Below are 17,124 nucleotides of genomic sequence, written 5' to 3' on the forward strand. Positions count from 1 at the left end.
CGATTCTGGACCAATGACCACACCAATCACCATGAAACCTCAGGATCTTGAGCCAATATCCCCCGAATGGACCATTCGCGAGCTCGTCGAATGGCTCTCAGAGGATTCTCGCCAGCATGACCCGGCGCTCCGCCGGCCGCTGATGCTCATCGAGACGGCGCTGACCGGTGCCACCTGGAAGGGAGAGCCGTCGACGGTCGCGCTGATCCGCTCGCTCGCCGCGGCTGTGCACACGCAGGGCGCTCTCCGGGTCCGTGACGTCATCTCGACTCCGGCGATGGCCGCACGCCCCGTCGAACAGGTCAGGCTCCGCGAACTCGCCACCCGGCTGCGTGTGCACGCGGCCTGAACCGGTCGGCGGCCACCGCCGCACTCGTGCCGGTCGAGCGCGTGCGGAACCGGCACGAACCGCGACCGGAACGCACGTCACACGAACTCAGGCGCGCGACTCGACCAGCTGCTCCTGCTCCTCGAGCGTCTGGGCCTGCGCACGCTTCTCCGCGAGCTCGCGCTCCTCGGCCTGCGCCCGCTCCTGCTCCGCCTGCTCGGCTTCCTTGCGCTCGGCCCGCGTCTGCGGCTCGGCGGGCGACGCATCCGCCTGGATCCCCTGCGACTGCACGGTCACGATCGCCGCCCTGTCGCGGAATCCCTCGGCCGTCACCTTGTCGAGTGCGACCTGCCTGCGGATCGCGGCGGCCTTCTCGTAGAGCGACGGGTCGCCGTACGACGTGAGCACCTTCACGAGCACCGGCAGCAGCTCGATCATGAAGAACAGCGCGGCGATCAGGATGTGCGCCCACAGGATCGTCGGCTCCTTCTCGCTCAGGCGGTTGAGGCCGCTGATCTGGCTCAGCAGACCGATCGCTCCCGCATTGCCGGATGCCACGGATTCGGCCCGCGCGTTGTACGCATCGAGCGCGGCGTCGTAGGTGTCGCGCGCGGCGGGCAGCTGCGACTGCGCCTCTTCGCGGTTCTGCGTCTCCGACGTGCTGGTGTTCTCCTTGGCGGCGGTGCCGGCGGCGGCGAGTTCCTCGTTGGCGGTGCGCAGCTGCGCGGCGAGCGCGTCGTAGGTCTGCTGCGCCTCGGCCAGCTGGGCCTCGGCGGCATCCGAGCTCGCGCCCTCGCCGTTCACGCCGGTGCAGCCGGGAACCGTGCCCGCGCCCTCACCCGTGAGCTCGCACTGGTACAGGATGCGGGCCTGATCGATCACGGCCTGCTGGGCGGTCATCTTGGCGGTGAGGTCGTCGACCGTCGCCTGAGCGGCGGATTCCGTCGCAGACGACGAGTCGGTGCCGGCGACGATGCCGGTGGCGGCCTGGTTCTCGAGCTCGGCGACGCGGTCGGATGCCGCATCCAGCGCCTTCTTCTCGGGGCCCGTCTCCAGTGCCTCCTGATCGGACTGCGCCTGCGTGATGTTCGTGGCGGCGACCTCGCGGGCGATGTCGTTGTGGAAGATCTGCAGCACGAGCGGCTCGGCGACGACGAAGCCGATGATCGCGGCCATGATCACTCGCGGGATCGCGAGTCCGATGAGCTTCCAGACGTTGCGCGTCGACGTCATGGTCGACGTCAGGAACCGGTCGAGGTTGAAGATGATGAGCGCCCAGACGACCGCCAGCGGCACGGCCAGCCAGATCGCGGCCTGCACTCCCGTGGTGAGCGCGAACAGCATCGAGATCGCCGAGACCAGCGCGGTGCCGGCGAGCACGAAGAACATCTGCACGAAACGAGGCGTCTCGCCCGGAACGCGGTCGAGGATCTCGCCTTCGGCCCCGCCGAGGATCGCGAGCTTCCGCAGTCGCGAACCCGGCACGCGCGGTGTGCGCTCACGTGGCTGACGGCGGTGCTTCGGCTCGCGCGCGGGCTCGGGAGATGCTGCGGCATCCCGCTCGCCCTCTGTCGCCGGCGCAGAGTCGACCGCGTCCGGCGCCTGCAGATCGGCGCCGGTGGGCTCGTACTCGCGAAGGAAGTCGAGGTCGTCCGTGTCAGCATTCGGGTCGCTGTCGAGGATGATCCGGCCCTGCGAATCGAACCGTCCGGGGCGGTGAGCAGAATATTGCATCCGGACAATCTACGAAACATCGCCTGTGGATAACGTGCACGAACCCTGTGCTTCCGCCGCTCCGCCCGCAGAACCGGTCAGTTCCGCAGCATGCGGGCGAGCGAATCCGCGCTCGCGGCGAGCGCGTCGTCGAGCGAGAAGTGCCCTGCGGCGCACAGGGTTCCGAGACCGTGCACGAGCCCCCAGACGCCGGTGACGCCGCTCTTGCTGTCGAGCCCTGCGGCGACGGATGCGGTCGACAGCAGCTCTTCGAGCTCGGCGATCAGCGGGGCCATCGTCTCGCTCGGCTCGCCGGGGATGCAGACGGTCGGGTCGTAGATCACGTCGAAGCCGTGCGGATGCTCGACGGCGAAGCGGATGTACGCAGCACCGCCGTCGATCGCAGCCGATGCCGGGTCGGATACCGCCTCGATCGCCACGCGCACCGCGGCGACGAGGTCGGCCATGCTCCGCTCGGCGAGCACCTTGAGCAGCCCCCGCCGGTCGGAGAAGTGGTGGTACGGGGCGTTGTGGCTCACATCGGCGGCGCGGGCGACCTCACGCAGGCTGATCTCCCCCGCCGGCTTCTCGGCGAGCAACTGCATCGCCGCCGCCTCGAGGGCGTGGGCGAGGTCGCCGTGGTGGTACCCCGATCGAGAACTTGACACAAGCAACATTGTTGCCTATCTTGACAGTGTCCATCAAGCTTGACACTGTCAACATAGGAGTCCGCATGCCTTCCGCCCTGATCATCGACGGCCACCCCGATGCCCGCTCGCTCACCGCCGAGCTCGCCCGGCGTTACGCCGCAGCGCACGGAGATGCGCGCATCCTCGCGCTGCGCGATCTCGAGTTCGATCCGTCGCTGCGCTTCGGCTACCGCCAGCGCATGGAGCTCGAGCCCGACCTCATCGACGCCAAGCGCGCCCTCGCCGAGGCCGCGACGGTCGTCGTGTTCACGCCGCTCTGGTGGGGGTCGGTGCCGGCCCTGCTCAAGGGCTTCTTCGATCGGGCACTGCTCCCTCAGCAGGAGTACCGCTACTCGAAGCTCGGCCTTCCCGAGGGGCTGCTGCCCGCACGCAACGGACGGCTGTTCCTGCTCGCCGACACTCCGTGGTTCCTCACACCCTTCACGGGTCTGCCCGCGCAGACGCACGTCGCCCGTGGCACGCTGCGGTTCTGCGGGGTCCGCTCGGTGCGCACGACCAGGATGCTGGGCGTCAAAGATGCGAGCCCCGACCGCATCGCATCGTGGCTGACCCGGGCGGAGTCACTGGGTCGCCGAGACGGCATCCGCGACAGCTCGCGCACCCCGTCGGGGCCCGCAGAGCGTCAGGGATCTCAGGCCATCGCGGCGGAAGCCGCTTCGTCCTCGGTCGTCGCGACGAGCTGACCGCAGGCACCGTCGATCTCCTTGCCGCGGGTGTCGCGGAGGGTCGTCGGGATGCCGGCGTCGTTGAGACGACGCACGAACTCGTTCTGCGCTTCGCGCGTCGATGAGGTCCAGATCGAGCCGGGGGTCGGGTTCAGCGGGATCGGGTTGACGTGCACCCATCCGCGGCCGCGCTCGTTGAGCTTGTCGGCGAGCAGGTCGGCGCGCCAGGCGTGGTCGTTCATGTCCTTGATCAGCGCGTACTCGATCGAGACTCGGCGGCCCGTCTTCTCGTAGTAGTACCGAGCGGCATCGAGCGCCTCGTCGACCTTCCAGCGCGAGTTCACGGGGATCAGCTCGTCGCGCAGGTGATCGTCGGGTGCATGCAGCGACAGCGCGAAGGTGACGGGGATGCCCTCGTCGGCGAGCTTCTTGATCGCCGGCACGAGTCCGACCGTCGACACCGTGATGCCACGAGCGCTCATGCCGAGTCCGTCGGGCTGAGGTGCGACCATCGAACGCACGGCATCCATCACGCGCTTGTAGTTGGCGAGCGGCTCACCCATGCCCATGAAGACGATGTTCGAGACGCGCTCCATCGAGTGGTCGTCGGACTTCTTGCCGCCCAGACCACCATCGGCGATCAGGCGGTTGGCGCGCACGATCTGCTCGATGATCTCGGCAGTCGACATGTTGCGCGTGAGACCGGCCTGGCCGGTGGCGCAGAACGGGCAGTTCATGCCGCATCCGGCCTGCGACGACACGCAGAGTGTGATGCGACCGGGGTAGCGCATCAGCACCGACTCGACCAGGGCGCCGTCATGCAGACGCCACAGGAACTTGATCGTGTCTCCGCGGTCGGTCTCGAGGCGACGCACCTCGGTGAGCAGCGGCGGCAGCATGCCGGCGACGAGCTGCTCGCGGGTGTCGGCGGGGAGGTCGGTCATCTCCGCAGCATCCGACGTGTAGTGGCGGAAGTAGTGGGTCGAGAGCTGCTTCGCGCGGAAGCCGGGGAGGCCGAGCTCCTTGACCTTGTCGATGCGCTCGGCCGGCGTGAGGTCGGCGAGGTGCACCGGCGGCTTGCCGCGCTTGGGGCTCGCGAACTGCAGCAGCGGGCGCCCCTCGGCATCCTTCTGCTGGGTCCATCCCTCTGTCGCCGGACGCACCTGGGCGACGCCGGTGGAACGGACGGCCCCCGAACGGGACGACGCGGGTGCCGTGGCGGGGCGCGTCTCGCGCGTGCGGGGAGTCTCGGTCATACCTCCAGGGTACGCGGTGCCGGGTGGGAAGGCCCTGGGGCCGGGGCGCACGCATCCCTAGACTGAGCGAATGGACATCATCATCGCTGTCGGCGCGGTCATCGCAGCTGTCGTCGTCGGCGTGGTGATCATCGGCGCAGCGCTGCGGTCGATGCGCCCCCAGGCGCCAGAGCCCCACGTCTTCACCCCTTCGCCGACGATGGCCCGCTCGGTGGCGTCCACATCGACGTCGACCGCATCGGCGTCGCAGCTGACTCCCGCGGCGATCGCCGAGATCGACCGACTCGTCGCGGCGGGGCACAAGATCAACGCCATCAAGCTCTACCGGCAGCACACGGGCGTGCGCCTGCAGGAGGCGAAGGATCGCATCGACCACTGGTCGGTCAGCACCACGGCCCCGCATCTCGCGGCCGTGTCGAACACCTCGGCCGTGCACTCGTCGATCACGGCGACGCCGTCGTCGGTGCGCGGGGCACTGCCGGCATCCGTCTCATCGGAGGTCGACCGGCTCGTGTCCGCCGACCAGAAGATCCAGGCGATCAAGCTCGTGAGGGAGCACACGGGCCTGGGACTCAAGGAGTCGAAGGACGTCGTCGAGGCCTGGCCACGACCGCGTCAGTTGTAATTACAGGTTGCGGTCGGGGAGAATGGATGCGATCCCCCACTGAAGGAGCACCGATGTCCGACCGTCTCTCCCGCGCCCGCGTCACCGGCGTCCTCGCCGTGCTCCGCGCGCCCTCCCCCGAGCTCGCGCTCGAGGCGTCCGAGGCGATCATCCGCGGCGGCGTGACCGGCATCGAGGTGACCTTCTCGACACCCGACGCCCCCGCCGTGATCCGCGAGCTGATCGCTCGCCACGGTGATGCCGCATACATCGGCGCCGGCACCGTCACCACCGCCGCGCAGGCCGCACTCGCCGCCGACGCCGGTGCGGAGTTCCTCGTGAGCCCCGGCACCCTCCCCTCGCTGACGCGCGCGATGCTCGACACCGGCCGCGTCGTGATGACCGGCGCGATGACTCCGACCGAGGTCATGGGCGCGCTCGAGCTCGGTGTCGACGTCGTCAAGATCTTCCCCGCTTCGCTCGGCGGCCCCTCCTACCTCGGCGCGTTGCGCGGACCCTTTCCCGACGCCCCGCTGATGCCGACCGGCGGCGTCAGCCCCGACAACCTCGCCGAGTGGTTCCGAGCCGGCGCCGTCGCTGTCGGCGCGGGCGGCGACCTCGCGAACGGTGCCTCGCTCGCCGCCTCCGACTGGGCCGACATCGAGCAGCGCTCGGCTCGATTCGCCGCAGCCCTCGCGGCATCCCGCGGCTGATGTGATCGAACTCGCACCCCTGGCGTGGGCCGCGCTCGGCCTCGCCGCGGTCACGATCGGCATCTCGAAGACCGCGTTGCCAGGTGGCAGCATCCTGGCGATCGCCCTGTTCGCGACCGTGCTGCCCGCGCGCACGTCGACCGCCGCGATGCTCCTGCTGCTCATCGTCGGCGACGTGTTCGCGCTGATCACCTACCGTCGCCATGCGCACTGGCCGACTCTGCTGCGCCTGGCGCCGGCCGTGCTCGCGGGGCTGCTGGCGGGGTTCGCGTTCCTCGCGATCGCGGGCGACGGGATCGTCCGACGAGCGATCGGGGTGATCCTGCTCGCGATGATCGCGGTCACGCTGTGGCGGCGCTGGCGACAGAATCCGGCGGATGCTGTGGCCCCCGCCCCCGGCGGCATCGTGCTCTCGGGCGTCTACGGAACGCTCGGCGGGTTCACCACGATGGTCGCGAACGCCGGTGGCCCGGTCATGTCGATGTACTTCCTCGCGACACGCACTCCGGTGCAGGTCTTCCTGGGCACCTCAGCCTGGTTCTTCGCGATCATCAACCTCGTCAAGATCCCGTTCCTCGCGGGACTCGGCCTGTTCGAGGGGCACGTGCTGCTGATGGATGCCGTGCTCGCGCCGCTCGTCGTGCTCGGCGCACTGGCCGGCATCCGGCTGGCGAAGCGCATGAACCAGGTGCTGTTCGACCGCATCGTGATCGTCCTGACGATCGCCGGCGCCGTCTACCTGCTGTTCTGAACCTCCCGCCGGAGCGTAAGCCCCTCAGTCGAGGAAGATGTCAGGGAACAGCCGGTCGTCGGGGGTTCCCGGCACGGCGGCGTACTGCGAGAAGTCGGTGACGCCGTCGGCTTCGAGCACGTCCTCGACGATCAGCGTCTGGCCGGTGTACTCGGCCGCGGGCTTGAGCAGCACGGCGTAGGCGGCATCCGCATAGATGTCGGGCGTGCGGCTCGCGGCCATGACCTTGTCGCCACCGAGCAGGTTCTGCACTGCGGCGGTGGCGATCGTGGTGCGCGGCCACAGGGTGTTCGCGGCGATGCCGTCAGGGGCGAACTCCGACGCGAGGCCGAGCGTCACCATGGTCATGCCGAACTTCGCGAGCGTGTACCCGGTGTGCGCGCCGAGCCACTTCGGCGTGGGGTTCAGCGGCGGCGACAGCGACAGGATGTGGGGGTTCTCCGCATCCTTGAGGATCGGGATCGCCGCGCGGGAGAGCATGAAGGTTCCCCGCACGTTCACGTCCTGCATGAGGTCGTACTTCTTCGCGCCGAGGTCGAGCGAGCGCGAGAGGTCGATGACGCTCGCGTTGTTGATGACGATGTCGATGCCGCCGAACTCGCCCTGCGTCTTCATCACGGCCTCGGTGATGTCGTCGTCGTCACGCACATCGCCGACGATCGGCAGCGCCTGACCGCCGGCTGCCCTGATCTGCTCGGCCGCCGAGTGCACTGTGCCCTCGAGCTTCGGATGCGGGGTGTCGGTCTTCGCGAGCATCGCGATGTTCGCGCCGTCGGCCGCTGCGCGCAGCGCGATCGCGAGTCCGATGCCGCGGCTCCCGCCCGACATGAGGATCGTCTTTCCTGCCAGTGTGCTCATCGGCCGCCTTCTCGTTTCGAATCGCGTGAATTGCTGTGTCTGGAGCTCGAATCGGGTCGGTTGCGCGATTCGAACGCGGGTGGGCTTACTTCGGTGCCATGCGGATCGCGCCGTCGAGGCGGATCGTCTCTCCGTTGAGATAGCCGTTCTCGACGATCTGCTGAACGAGGGCGGCGTATTCGTCGGGGCGTCCGAGGCGCGAAGGGAACGGCACCTGCTGACCGAGCGAGTCCTGCGCGGCCTGCGGGAGACCCATCAGCATGGGCGTCTCCATGATGCCGGGGGCGATGGTGCAGACGCGGATGCCGTAGCGGGCGAGCTCGCGAGCGACCGGAAGGGTCATCGCGTGCACGCCGCCCTTGGATGCCGAGTACGCGGGCTGACCGATCTGACCGTCGAAGGCCGCCACGCTCGCGGTGTTCACGATCACGCCGCGGTCACCGTCATCTGTCGGCTCGTTCTTCGCGATCACGGCGGATGCCTGCGAGAGGACGTTGAAGGTGCCGACGAGGTTGATGCGCACGATGCGCTCGAAGTCGGCGAGCACCGCGGGGTTGCCGTCGCGGTCGAGCACCTTGGCCGGCGGGGCGATGCCAGCGCAGTTGACCACGATGCGCAGCGGCGCTGCCGCCTGAGCTGCGGCGACGGCCGCGGCGGCATCATCGGCGCTCGTCACGTCGCCGCCCGCGAAGACTCCGCCGAGCTCGTCGGCGATCTCGGCTCCGGCCGAGGACGGCAGGTCGAGGATCGTGACGACGGCGCCCGCGGCGGCGAGCGTTCGTGCGGTGGCGAGGCCCAGACCGGACGCACCGCCGGTGATGAGAGCACTCGAGCCCTGGATCTGCATGCGGTTCTCCTTCGAAACGTGTGCGACTCAGTGTCAGTTTAGCTGATTCCGAGTTTCAGGCGACACGTCAGGAGTGTGGCATCCGTCGACAGTGTCGATCTCGAGCCTACGCCGCGCACGCCGAAGGGGCGGAGCCGTCATGGCCCCGCCCCTTCCAGGCGACTCGCGAGATCAGACCTCGATCTGCGCGGCGATGCCCTTCAGCTTGTGACGTGCGAGCGCGAGGTTCGCCGACGCGCTGTTGAGCACCAGGTAGATGAAGAGACCGCTTGCGCCGGTCGCGTTGAGCACGTTGATCAGGTGGTACTGCGAGCTCAGGGTGATGAGGATGTCGTCGATCTCGTCGGTGACCCCGAGGTCTCTCATGGTCGCGAGCTTGGCGCGCACGACGTTCGAGTTGCCGGCCGCGGCGATCCCCAGATCGAACGAGGGGTTGCCGCCCTGGGCGAGGGCCATTCCGCTGCCGTAATCGACGATCGCGGCGCCCGTGGCGCCCTCGATGGCCAGCAGCTGCTGCAGGGCGTCGTCAAGTGAACTCATGTTGTACTGCTCCTCTATGGTGATGCGTGCGCCGGTGTCGTCGGGCGCGGAGGCGGATGCGGATGCCGGCACGGATGACTCGGCGTCCTCACTCCAGATCCACTGCACGAACTGGTCGAGATCCCGTTCACCGGACTCCTGCGTCGAGATCGCCGGAGCCTTCGGCAGTCCGAACGCGGTAGCCTGAGCGGCGCCCGGACCGGGCACCTCGGATGCGGACGAGGCGGCGTCGGCATCGCTGCCGTGCCGCCGCCACCACTGCGACCGAGACGAAACGCGCACGAAGACCTCTGGGTGTCGAGTGGGATGGATGATGCGGCCGCCGACGGCGACCGGGACTGACACTAACCGCGCATGGCCTCCGAGAACCGGGAAAATACGTGCATTCCGATATACGTTCACACACGAGGTGAGCGACCCATGAGCATCCCATCCGCCACGACGGACATCCCGCCGATCGTGCGGTCCTTGGCCGCGGCGCCACGCTGACTCGGCTGGTCGTGTGTCATGGCGACGCGTGCATGCCGAACACGCTGCTCGACGATGCCGGTCGACCGCTCGCACATGTCGATCTCGCGGCACTCGGCACAGCCGACCGCTACGAGACCTGAGCCTCAGCCCATCGGCGCAGAGGCACCCGGATCGGCATCCGCGGCGGCATCGACGTCGGCGTCCTCGTGCAGAACCACCCGGATTTCGGCGATCCGTCGCCGATCGACCGCAGTGACCCGGATCGTCGCCCCAGGCACCTCGACCGAGTCGCCGACCACCGCGAGGCGCCCGAGCATCTCGGTCACGAAACCGGCGACCGTGTCCGACGCGCCTCGGGGCAGGGCGATGCCGGTGATCTCAGCGAAGTCCTGCAGGTTCAGGCGTCCGTCGAGGGCGCCGCCGGCATCCTGCATCCGGTCTTCCGTGTCGTACTCGTCGAAGATCTCGCCGACGACCTCCTCGACGAGGTCCTCGAGGGTCACGATGCCGTCGGTGCCGCCGTACTCGTCGACGACGACCGCGATCTGGTGCCCGGCCGCCCGCATGCGGGTCAGGGTCGGCAGCACGCCCGCGGTCGACGGCACGTACTCGACCGGGCGCATGAGGCCGACCACCTCGCGCGTGGCGTCGTCGGCTGCGGCCTCGAAGAGATCGCGCACGTGCACGAAGCCCACGATGTCATCGAGCGACGCGTCGATCACGGGGTACCGCGAGAACGGCAGCTCCCTGACCTGCGAGATCGCCTCGGCCAGCGTCGCCGCACCGTCGAGTGCGACGACCTCCGGACGAGGCCGCATGACCTCGCTCACCTGGCGGCCACGCAGCGACAGCACGTCGTCGAGAATGCGTCGCTCATCGTCGGGGAGGCTCTGATGCGTCGCGACGATGTCGCGCAGCTCTTCTTCGCTGAGCTCGTCGGCGGCCTTGTGCGGATCGCCGCCGAGCAGGCGCACCACCGCGTTCGTCGACACCGAGAGCAGCCAGATGACGGGCCGCATGACGGTGGCGAAGCCGTCGAGCACCGGCGCGACGGCGTACGCGAACTGCGCGTTGCGCTGGATCGCGAGGCGCTTGGGCACCAGCTCGCCCAGCACGAGCGAGAGGTACGCGATCACCAACGTCAGCAGCACGGTCGCCAGCGTCAGGGCCAGCGGCGCCGCGACGCCGAGGCTCTCGAGCAGCGGCGCGACCGACGGGGCGATCGAGGTCGCACCGTATGCCGCGGACGCGAAGCCGGCGACCGTCACGCCGATCTGCACCGCCGAGAGGAACGTGTTCGGGTTGCGAGCCAGGCTCGCGACCTTCTCACCTCGTCTGCCGCGGGCGGCGATCGCGTTGATCTGGCTCTCACGCAGCGTGACGAGCGCCATCTCGGTCGCGGCGAACACGCCGCCGACGAGCACGAAGACGAACACCAGGGCGATGTTCACCGCGAGGTCGCCCATCAGCGGGTCACCTCACGAGGTGCGGGGGTGCCCGAGGTCATTCGGGCGCCGGATCTGTCGGGGTCTGCGGACGCGTCGGAGCGGCGCGACTGGTTCACGAGTGTTCCTTCTGGGTGTGGGTGGTGCCGGTGTCGGAGGAGGAAGCGGAGGTCGAAGCGGAGGTCACCGTGGAGTCGGCATCCGAGGCTCCGGGGAGCGCAGCTGCGGCTTCGGTCTCGAGCGCGGTGCGCTTGTCATCGCGTCGCGTCTTCATGAGGCTCGCGATGGTGGCGACGGCGATGGTCGCGCCGATGAAGACCAGCGAGAACCAGATCGGGATCTCGGGCACCCACAGCAGCGGCTCGCCGCCGTTGATGAACGGCAGCTCGTTGACGTGCAGGGCGTGCATCACGAGCTTCACGCCGATGAAGGCGAGGATGACTGCGAGACCCTGGGCGAGGTACACCAGGCGCTGCAGCAGACCGCCGATGAGGAAGTACAGCTGACGCAGACCCATGAGGGCGAACGCGTTGGCCGTGAAGACGATGTACGCCTCTTCGGTCAGACCGTAGATCGCGGGGATCGAGTCGACCGCGAAGATCAGGTCGACGAAGCCGATCGCGATGATCACGAGGAACATCGGAGTGAAGAAGCGCTTGCCGTCGCGCTGCACGGTCAGGCGATCGCCGTTGTACTCGTCGCTCACCGGCAGGACACGGCGCACGAACCGCATGAAGCGGCCGTTGGCGGGGTCGGACTCGCCGTGCGCGAACGCCTGGCGGTAGGCGAGGAACAGCAGCAGGGCGCCGAAGAGGTAGAAGATCCACGAGAAGTTCTCGATCAGCGTGGCGCCGAGCGCGATGAACCCACCGCGCATGATCAGCGCGATCACGATGCCGATCATCAGCACCTTCTGCTGATAGATGCGCGGCACGGCGAAGCCGGTCATCACGATCAGGAAGACGAAGAGGTTGTCGATCGACAGCGCCTTCTCGGTGAGGTATCCGGCGAAGTACTCGCCGCCGTAGGTCCAGCCGGACACGGTGCCGATGCCGACGCCGAACAGCAGCGCGAGGCCGATGTAGAAGGCAGACCAGCGGGCGGACTCGCCGATGGTCGGCTCATGGGGCTTTCGCACGTGGGCGAAGAACTCGTACACGAAGAAGGCGATCGTGACGGCGATCGTGATGATCCACACGAGAGGCGTGATGTTCAAGAGGTCTCCAGAAGACGTAGGCGTGACGATGTCGACGCCAAGGTCTTCTCCATCCTCGAGAACGAGAACCGGGGACCCGGGATGCAGGGACATCCGTAATGACGAGCCGCCCGTGGTGGAGTACTCCCCTTGGGTTCACTCGATGCTAGCGAATACATCGGCATTCCAGCTATGAGAAAGCTGAGTGGATGCTGCGGGTCTGTCTCGTTCGTGCGCCTCAGGCGGTCGGGCCGAGGATGAAGTTCCACGCACCGGTGAGCACAGCCACGGCGATCGCCACCACCGGGATCACCGCCGCGACGACGACCAGTACCGTGTCCCGCCGATCCCACCTCGACTCCCTCGCCCACGAGCGGGTCGCTGTGCCGCCGAAGCCACGGGCTTCCATCGCGGTGGCCAGGGAGGATCCGCGCCGGATGGCCAGCACGAACAGCGCGAAGGCCATGCCGAAAGCTCGGCGAACCCGCCCTTCGTCGGCCACGCCGCGAGCCCTCCGCGCGAGTGCCAGTGCGCGCCAGTCATCGGCGAGCAGGCCCAGCATCCGCATGCCCGCAAGCGCGCCGACGACGAACCGCGCCGGCAGCTTCACCCGCTGCGCCAGGTCGTCGGCGAGATCGGTGGGATCTACCGTGACGAAGAGCACCACGGCCGGCAGCCCGATCGCGAGAACGCGCACGGCGGTCGCTGCGGCGAGGGCGAGCGACCCGTCGCTGACGCGCATGACCAGCCACTCGAAGTGCACCGTTCCGCTGGTCGCGCCGTAGAGCGCGATGGTGACCGCGCTCAGCGGCGCTGCGATCCACAGCACGGCGGTGCGGGTCCAGAACTCCTTGGCCCGCAGGCCGGCGAGAACAAGCAGCGGGATCTCGAGCAGCAGGGCGACGGATGCCGAGACGACGTCGATCGTCAGCACGAGCGGCAGCGCGATCAACAGCGCCGCGGTGAGCTTCGCGAGGGCTGAGCGAGGGGCGATCGGCCCCGGTCTTTCGATGCGGGCGGTCAGCGGGTCGATCATCGGCCGACCTCCAGGCGCCGCGCATGCAGGGCCTCCAGCACGGCCTCGTCATGGCTGATCGCCACGATCGCCGTGCCCTCGTCACGCAGGCGTGCGATCAGGCCGACGAGTTCGGCCCAGGTCGTGGCGTCCTGCCCGAAGGTGGGTTCGTCGAGCACCAGCATCCGCGGCCGGGTGGCGAGGGCCGCGGCGACCGTGAGCCGCCGCTTCTCCCCGCCGGACAACGTGTACGGGTTGGCTCCGGAGAGCGAGGTGAGCCGCAGTCGTTCGAGGAGGTCGTCGACACGAGCGGTGATCTCGGGCTCGGAGAGTTTCAGAGCCCGGGGGCCGACCGATAGCTCGTCGCGCACGGTCTTCGCGAGCAGCTGGTGCTCGGGAGTCTGCATGACCGATGCGATGCGGGTGAGCAGCGCGCGCGACGACCAGCGGATGGGGTCGGGCTTCTCTCCGGCGGCGAGCGCGGGCAGAGCCGCGACCCGGCCGTCCTCGGCGGGGATGAGCCCTGCGAGCGTGAGTCCGAGCGTCGACTTTCCTGCGCCGTTCGCGCCGGTGACTCCGAGCACCTCGCCCGCGCGAACCTCGACATCGAACGGCCCGGCGACCGCGAGCCCCCGTCGCCGAGCGACCGTGAGGCCGCGCGCTTCGAGGAGGGTCTCCCCCGGCTGGTGCGCCGGCGCGGGCGGAACGGCGGGCGGGTGGCCGGGAACCCACACACCGGATGCCGCGAGCTCTGCCCCTCGCGCGCCGAGCACCTGCTCAGGGCTCCCGTCGGCGAGGACGACCGTGCCCTCCGGCTCGGCGCCGAGCACGATCACCCGCGTGACGAGCGGCAGCCAGACGTCGATGCGATGCTCGATCACCACGAGGGTGGCGCCCGTTGCATCGAGGGCGGCGGCGACGGCATCCCGCACGTCCTGCACTCCCCCGGGGTCGAGGTTCGCGGTCGGCTCGTCGAGCAGGATCGCGCCCGGTCGCATCGCCAGCACGCCGGCGAGCGCGAGACGCTGCTTCTGACCGCCCGACAGCGCGGCCGTCGATCGATCGAGTGCGACATCGAGCTCGACGGCGTCCAGCGCCGCGCGCACCCGCTGCCAGATCTCCTCGCGGGGGACACCGAGGTTCTCGCAGCCGAACGCCACGTCGTCGCCGACCCTGGCGAGGATCGTCTGCGTGTCGGGGTCCTGCAGCACCATGCCGACCCGGCCGCGCGCCTCGGTAGGCGGCACGCCGTCGACGAGCAGCCCTCCGCGCGTCTCGCCCTCGTCCGCCCCTCCGAGCACCCCGCCGAATCCCTGCAGCAGGGTCGACTTGCCCGAGCCCGAAGCCCCCAGCAGCAGCACCCGCTCGCCCGGTTCGATCCGCAGATCCACGTCGCGCACCGCCCACCGCAGTCGAGTCGCGTACCGCCACCCCCAGCCGTGGGCTTCGAGGGTGGCGGGCGTCGTGGGCGAGCTCACACCCGTGCGGTGACCTCGCGGCCGGCGGCGAACCGGCTGAGGGCTCCCGTCGCCGCGAGTCCTCGGGCGATCAGCCACGCGCCGAGTCCGGCGATCACCGCACCCGAGATGGTGGTCGAGACGATGTAGACGGTGGTGAAGAGCGTGTCTGCCCCGGCGTACCAGAGGATGCGGTCGTTGATGCCGCACGCGAGTCCGGCTCCGGCACCCGCCAGCATCGCGACAGGCAGACGCCAGACGCCGTAGAGGAACACGAGGAAGATCAGCTCGGCACCGAGACCCTGCACGAGGCCCGAGACGATGGTCAGCGGACCCCAGGCGTTGCCGACGAGGGCCGAGATGATCGCGGCGACCAGCTCGGTGTAGAGCGCGGCGCCCGGCTTGCGGATGATCAGCGCGCCCAGCACACCGGCGATGAGCCAGGGGCCGGCGAGCAGGCCCTGCACGCCGGGGAGCAGCGGCTTCAGGATGCTGCTGGGCACCTCGTAGCCGACGTTCCAGAGCAGGAAGATCAGCGCGCACGCGACGGCGATGACGCTGGCGACGACGATGTCGACGACCCGCCAGCGCCAGAGCTCAGGGCGACCGAGGCCCTTCGAGGCGCGCGAGACGGCTGCGGATTCCGTGGTGGATCCGGGCGTGGATGTACTCATCAGTGACTCCTCCCTGCGCTGGCATTACCCAGATCAGGTTCGACGGTCGAAGCGCGATTCGCTCCCTCTCAGCCCGGCTCGCCGGACTCCCGTGGTTGTTCTGACGATCTTACCCAGTGACGACACTCACGTCTGCTCTTGTTGCAGCGACACTGATCCCTGCGCGAGTTCGGTACCGTGAGGAGGTGACCGCTCCTGACTCCGCCGAGGCCACCGCCTCCGCCGTTCCTGCGGGCGATGCGTCGACGCCCGATGCGACAGCGCCTCATGCGTCAGCGCCTGCCGGTGCCACGGCTGACTCGTCGGAGCCCGCCGGTTCGCCTGCGGCGCTTCCTGATGCCGACGTCTCGTCGGCCGGCACGACGGATGCGGCACCCAGATCAGATGCGGATGACGACGCACCCGGGCTCATCGCTCTCGAGGCGGCTCTCGAGGCTCCCGAGACGACTCCCCACGCCCAGTGGGCAGAGGGCGCCAGCGGTGGGACGCCCCTGACGTGGGTCGACGCGGTCGAAGTCGCGCGGCACCCGGCGACCGAGGCGCTCGATGACACGCCTCCCGCCGCGAGCGGCGGCGCACTTCTGACCGGAGCCCATCTGCGCCCGGCGATCACCCGCCCCGGCGTGCTGGTCCCGCTCGGCGTTCTCGTCGGATTGCTCGGCACCTATGTCGGGTCGGCCATGCTGTGGCCGTTGCACGAGGTGGCGCCGACCGTGCAGGCAGTGGAGCTCTCCACGGTCGCCGCGCCCACAGCCGCCATCACCTGGCCCACCCAGGGAAGCGCCGCCGTGGGAATCGGCGGCATCGGCACGACGTCGTCATCGCTCGATGCGGCGGCGATCGCGAGCGTCACCAAAGTGGTCTCGAGTCTGATGGTGCTCGATCGGATGCCTCTCGCCGTGGGCGAGCAGGGCCCGGAGTTCTCGTTCACGCGGGCGGACAACCTGGCGTACTGGGACTACCGCCGCTCCGACCAGTCGGCGCTCGACGTGCCCGTGGGCGGCACTCTCACCGAGTTCCAGCTCCTGCAGGGAACGCTGCTCGGTTCGGCGAACAACTACATCGACCGCCTCTCTCAGGAGATCTGGGGCTCCCCCTCGGCGTTCACCGCTGCGGCGGAGGTGTGGCTGCGCGACCGTGGCCTCGACAGCATCACGATCGTGACCCCATCGGGATTCGACGCCCGCAACACGGCCACGCCTGAGTCGCTCGTCGCACTGGCCGAACTGGCGATGCAGAACCCCGTGTTCGCCGGCATCGTCGGCACTCCGTCTGTCGATCTTCCGGGCGCCGGCACAGTGGTGAACACGAACGGGATGCTGGCGGATCCTGGCGTGGTCGGAGTCAAGACCGGCACGCTCGGCGACAGTTGGAACCTGTTGACCGCGAAGGTCATCACGCTCGACGACACGACCGTGCACCTCTATGCGTCGGTTCTCGGGCAGGCCGACGATGAGCAGCGCCTCGCCCAGACCCGTTCGCTGTTCTCGCAGGTCGAGACGGCATTGGAGCAGCAGGCTCCCGCTGTCGCGGCCGGCACCGTCGTCGGCACGGTCACGACGCCGTGGGGCGCGACCGCTGATGTGGTGACGGATGCCGATGCCGACATCGTGCTGTGGAACGGCGCGATGGCCGAGGCCTCGACCGACTTCTCCCTCGGCGACAACCGCGAGTCGGGCGACGAGGTCGGCACCTTGACGAGCTCAGGACCGTTGAACACGGTGACGACGTCGTTGTCGCTCGCCGATGACGTCGATGCCCCGAGCCCGTGGTGGCGCCTGACCCATCCGCTCGAACTCCTCGGCATCACCGAAGCGCAGCGCTGACGACATCAGAATGCCCCGCCCCCGGATGAACGGGAGTCGGGGCATTCTGCTTCTCG

17 protein-coding genes, 1 pseudogene and 1 riboswitch are annotated in these 17,124 nt (G+C 69.0%); of the genes and pseudogenes, 7 read left to right on the forward strand and 11 right to left on the reverse strand.

The window, feature by feature from the left end; translation table 11 throughout:
- Positions 1–13: 13 nt before the first annotated feature.
- Positions 14–349, forward strand: a complete 336-nt coding sequence (locus ASF87_RS17650; RefSeq protein WP_157549998.1) for a hypothetical protein — start codon at positions 14–16, stop codon at positions 347–349.
- Between the two features lie 87 nt (positions 350–436).
- On the opposite strand, the gene ASF87_RS04450 is transcribed toward ASF87_RS17650, so the two are convergent.
- Positions 437–2,062 (reverse strand): DUF4407 domain-containing protein, encoded by a 1,626-nt coding sequence (locus ASF87_RS04450; RefSeq protein WP_056374478.1) that lies wholly within the window; start codon positions 2,060–2,062, stop codon positions 437–439.
- A gap of 77 nt (positions 2,063–2,139) precedes the next feature.
- The gene (locus tag ASF87_RS04455) at positions 2,140–2,709 is read right to left on the reverse strand and encodes a TetR/AcrR family transcriptional regulator (protein ID WP_056374480.1); all 570 of its coding nucleotides are present in this window, start codon (positions 2,707–2,709) and stop codon (positions 2,140–2,142) included.
- A 65-nt stretch (positions 2,710–2,774) separates the two neighbouring features.
- On the opposite strand from ASF87_RS04455, the gene ASF87_RS04460 reads away from it, so the two are divergent.
- The gene (locus tag ASF87_RS04460; RefSeq protein ID WP_056374482.1) at positions 2,775–3,434 is read left to right on the forward strand and encodes an NAD(P)H-dependent oxidoreductase; all 660 of its coding nucleotides are present in this window, start codon (positions 2,775–2,777) and stop codon (positions 3,432–3,434) included.
- Here the strand turns inward: ASF87_RS04460 and rlmN are convergent.
- Positions 3,383–4,672, reverse strand: coding sequence for a 23S rRNA (adenine(2503)-C(2))-methyltransferase RlmN (gene rlmN / locus ASF87_RS04465; RefSeq protein WP_200933692.1), 1,290 nt, complete (start codon positions 4,670–4,672; stop codon positions 3,383–3,385). The genes ASF87_RS04460 and rlmN overlap by 52 nt on opposite strands.
- Before the next feature lie 70 nt (positions 4,673–4,742).
- Here rlmN and ASF87_RS04470 point away from each other — a divergent pair, with 70 nt between their 5' ends.
- The 3 genes from ASF87_RS04470 to ASF87_RS04480 are packed head-to-tail and all read left to right on the forward strand — an operon-like array spanning position 4,743 to position 6,740.
- Complete coding sequence (locus ASF87_RS04470) at positions 4,743–5,297, forward strand: ribosomal protein L7/L12 (RefSeq protein ID WP_056374484.1); 555 nt, start codon at positions 4,743–4,745, stop codon at positions 5,295–5,297.
- Positions 5,298–5,350: 53 nt separating this feature from the next.
- Positions 5,351–5,989, forward strand: a complete 639-nt coding sequence (locus tag ASF87_RS04475) for a bifunctional 4-hydroxy-2-oxoglutarate aldolase/2-dehydro-3-deoxy-phosphogluconate aldolase (protein ID WP_056374486.1) — start codon at positions 5,351–5,353, stop codon at positions 5,987–5,989.
- A gap of 1 nt (position 5,990) precedes the next feature.
- Complete coding sequence (locus tag ASF87_RS04480; RefSeq protein WP_056374487.1) at positions 5,991–6,740, forward strand: sulfite exporter TauE/SafE family protein; 750 nt, start codon at positions 5,991–5,993, stop codon at positions 6,738–6,740.
- A 24-nt stretch (positions 6,741–6,764) separates the two neighbouring features.
- Here the strand turns inward: ASF87_RS04480 and ASF87_RS04485 are convergent, their stop codons facing one another.
- From ASF87_RS04485 to ASF87_RS17970, 3 genes are all read right to left on the reverse strand, one after another.
- Positions 6,765–7,598 (reverse strand): SDR family oxidoreductase, encoded by an 834-nt coding sequence (locus ASF87_RS04485; RefSeq protein ID WP_056374489.1) that lies wholly within the window; start codon positions 7,596–7,598, stop codon positions 6,765–6,767.
- 85 nt (positions 7,599–7,683) lie between these two features.
- Entirely contained in the window at positions 7,684–8,445 is a 762-nt protein-coding gene (locus ASF87_RS04490; protein ID WP_056374492.1) for an SDR family NAD(P)-dependent oxidoreductase, read from the reverse strand.
- Positions 8,446–8,616: 171 nt separating this feature from the next.
- Positions 8,617–9,267: a hypothetical protein gene (locus ASF87_RS17970; RefSeq protein ID WP_235558862.1), complete on the reverse strand. Its 651-nt coding sequence runs from the start codon at positions 9,265–9,267 to the stop codon at positions 8,617–8,619.
- Between the two features lie 203 nt (positions 9,268–9,470).
- Here ASF87_RS17970 and ASF87_RS17435 point away from each other — a divergent pair.
- Positions 9,471–9,587: pseudogene (locus ASF87_RS17435) on the forward strand (aminoglycoside 3'-phosphotransferase); the annotation flags it as partial.
- Between the two features lie 12 nt (positions 9,588–9,599).
- On the opposite strand, the gene ASF87_RS04500 reads toward ASF87_RS17435, so the two are convergent.
- The 5 genes from ASF87_RS04500 to ASF87_RS04520 form a co-directional block, all read right to left on the reverse strand.
- Entirely contained in the window at positions 9,600–10,922 is a 1,323-nt protein-coding gene (locus ASF87_RS04500) for a hemolysin family protein (RefSeq protein WP_056374493.1), read from the reverse strand.
- Positions 10,923–11,016: 94 nt separating this feature from the next.
- Positions 11,017–12,117 carry a TerC family protein gene (locus ASF87_RS04505; protein WP_056374495.1) on the reverse strand — a complete coding sequence of 367 codons (1,101 nt, stop codon included), beginning with the start codon at positions 12,115–12,117 and terminating at the stop codon, positions 11,017–11,019.
- A 217-nt stretch (positions 12,118–12,334) separates the two neighbouring features.
- Entirely contained in the window at positions 12,335–13,132 is a 798-nt protein-coding gene (locus ASF87_RS04510; protein WP_056374497.1) for an energy-coupling factor transporter transmembrane component T family protein, read from the reverse strand.
- Positions 13,129–14,589 carry an ATP-binding cassette domain-containing protein gene (locus ASF87_RS04515; protein WP_235558863.1) on the reverse strand — a complete coding sequence of 487 codons (1,461 nt, stop codon included), beginning with the start codon at positions 14,587–14,589 and terminating at the stop codon, positions 13,129–13,131. Before ASF87_RS04515 ends, ASF87_RS04510 begins: the two co-directional genes overlap by 4 nt.
- Entirely contained in the window at positions 14,586–15,242 is a 657-nt protein-coding gene (locus ASF87_RS04520; protein ID WP_157549999.1) for an ECF transporter S component, read from the reverse strand. Before ASF87_RS04520 ends, ASF87_RS04515 begins: the two co-directional genes overlap by 4 nt.
- Positions 15,236–15,345: riboswitch (TPP riboswitch) on the reverse strand. It overlaps the preceding gene by 7 nt.
- 82 nt (positions 15,346–15,427) lie before the next feature.
- Between ASF87_RS04520 and ASF87_RS04525 the strand changes: the two genes are divergently transcribed.
- Positions 15,428–17,068, forward strand: a complete 1,641-nt coding sequence (locus tag ASF87_RS04525; RefSeq protein ID WP_056374502.1) for a D-alanyl-D-alanine carboxypeptidase family protein — start codon at positions 15,428–15,430, stop codon at positions 17,066–17,068.
- Positions 17,069–17,124 lie beyond the last annotated feature (56 nt).

The organism is Microbacterium sp. Leaf161 (assembly GCF_001423645.1).
Taxonomy (GTDB): Bacteria; Actinomycetota; Actinomycetes; order Actinomycetales; family Microbacteriaceae; genus Microbacterium; species Microbacterium forte.

What these genes read in the sequence shown, in the direction of transcription:
- ASF87_RS04510 (WP_056374497.1), bottom strand. Translation starts at nt 13,132, where the DNA reads ATGATCGACCCGCTGACCGCCCGCATCGAAAGACCGGGGCCGATCGCC.
- ASF87_RS04470 (WP_056374484.1), top strand. Translation starts at nt 4,743, where the DNA reads ATGGACATCATCATCGCTGTCGGCGCGGTCATCGCAGCTGTCGTCGTC.
- ASF87_RS17650 (WP_157549998.1), top strand. Translation starts at nt 14, where the DNA reads ATGACCACACCAATCACCATGAAACCTCAGGATCTTGAGCCAATATCC.
- ASF87_RS04475 (WP_056374486.1), top strand. Translation starts at nt 5,351, where the DNA reads ATGTCCGACCGTCTCTCCCGCGCCCGCGTCACCGGCGTCCTCGCCGTG.
- ASF87_RS04485 (WP_056374489.1), bottom strand. Translation starts at nt 7,598, where the DNA reads ATGAGCACACTGGCAGGAAAGACGATCCTCATGTCGGGCGGGAGCCGC.
- ASF87_RS04450 (WP_056374478.1), bottom strand. Translation starts at nt 2,062, where the DNA reads ATGCAATATTCTGCTCACCGCCCCGGACGGTTCGATTCGCAGGGCCGG.
- ASF87_RS04490 (WP_056374492.1), bottom strand. Translation starts at nt 8,445, where the DNA reads ATGCAGATCCAGGGCTCGAGTGCTCTCATCACCGGCGGTGCGTCCGGT.
- rlmN (WP_200933692.1), bottom strand. Translation starts at nt 4,672, where the DNA reads ATGACCGAGACTCCCCGCACGCGCGAGACGCGCCCCGCCACGGCACCC.
- ASF87_RS04460 (WP_056374482.1), top strand. Translation starts at nt 2,775, where the DNA reads ATGCCTTCCGCCCTGATCATCGACGGCCACCCCGATGCCCGCTCGCTC.
- ASF87_RS04520 (WP_157549999.1), bottom strand. Translation starts at nt 15,242, where the DNA reads ATGAGTACATCCACGCCCGGATCCACCACGGAATCCGCAGCCGTCTCG.
- ASF87_RS04500 (WP_056374493.1), bottom strand. Translation starts at nt 10,922, where the DNA reads ATGGGCGACCTCGCGGTGAACATCGCCCTGGTGTTCGTCTTCGTGCTC.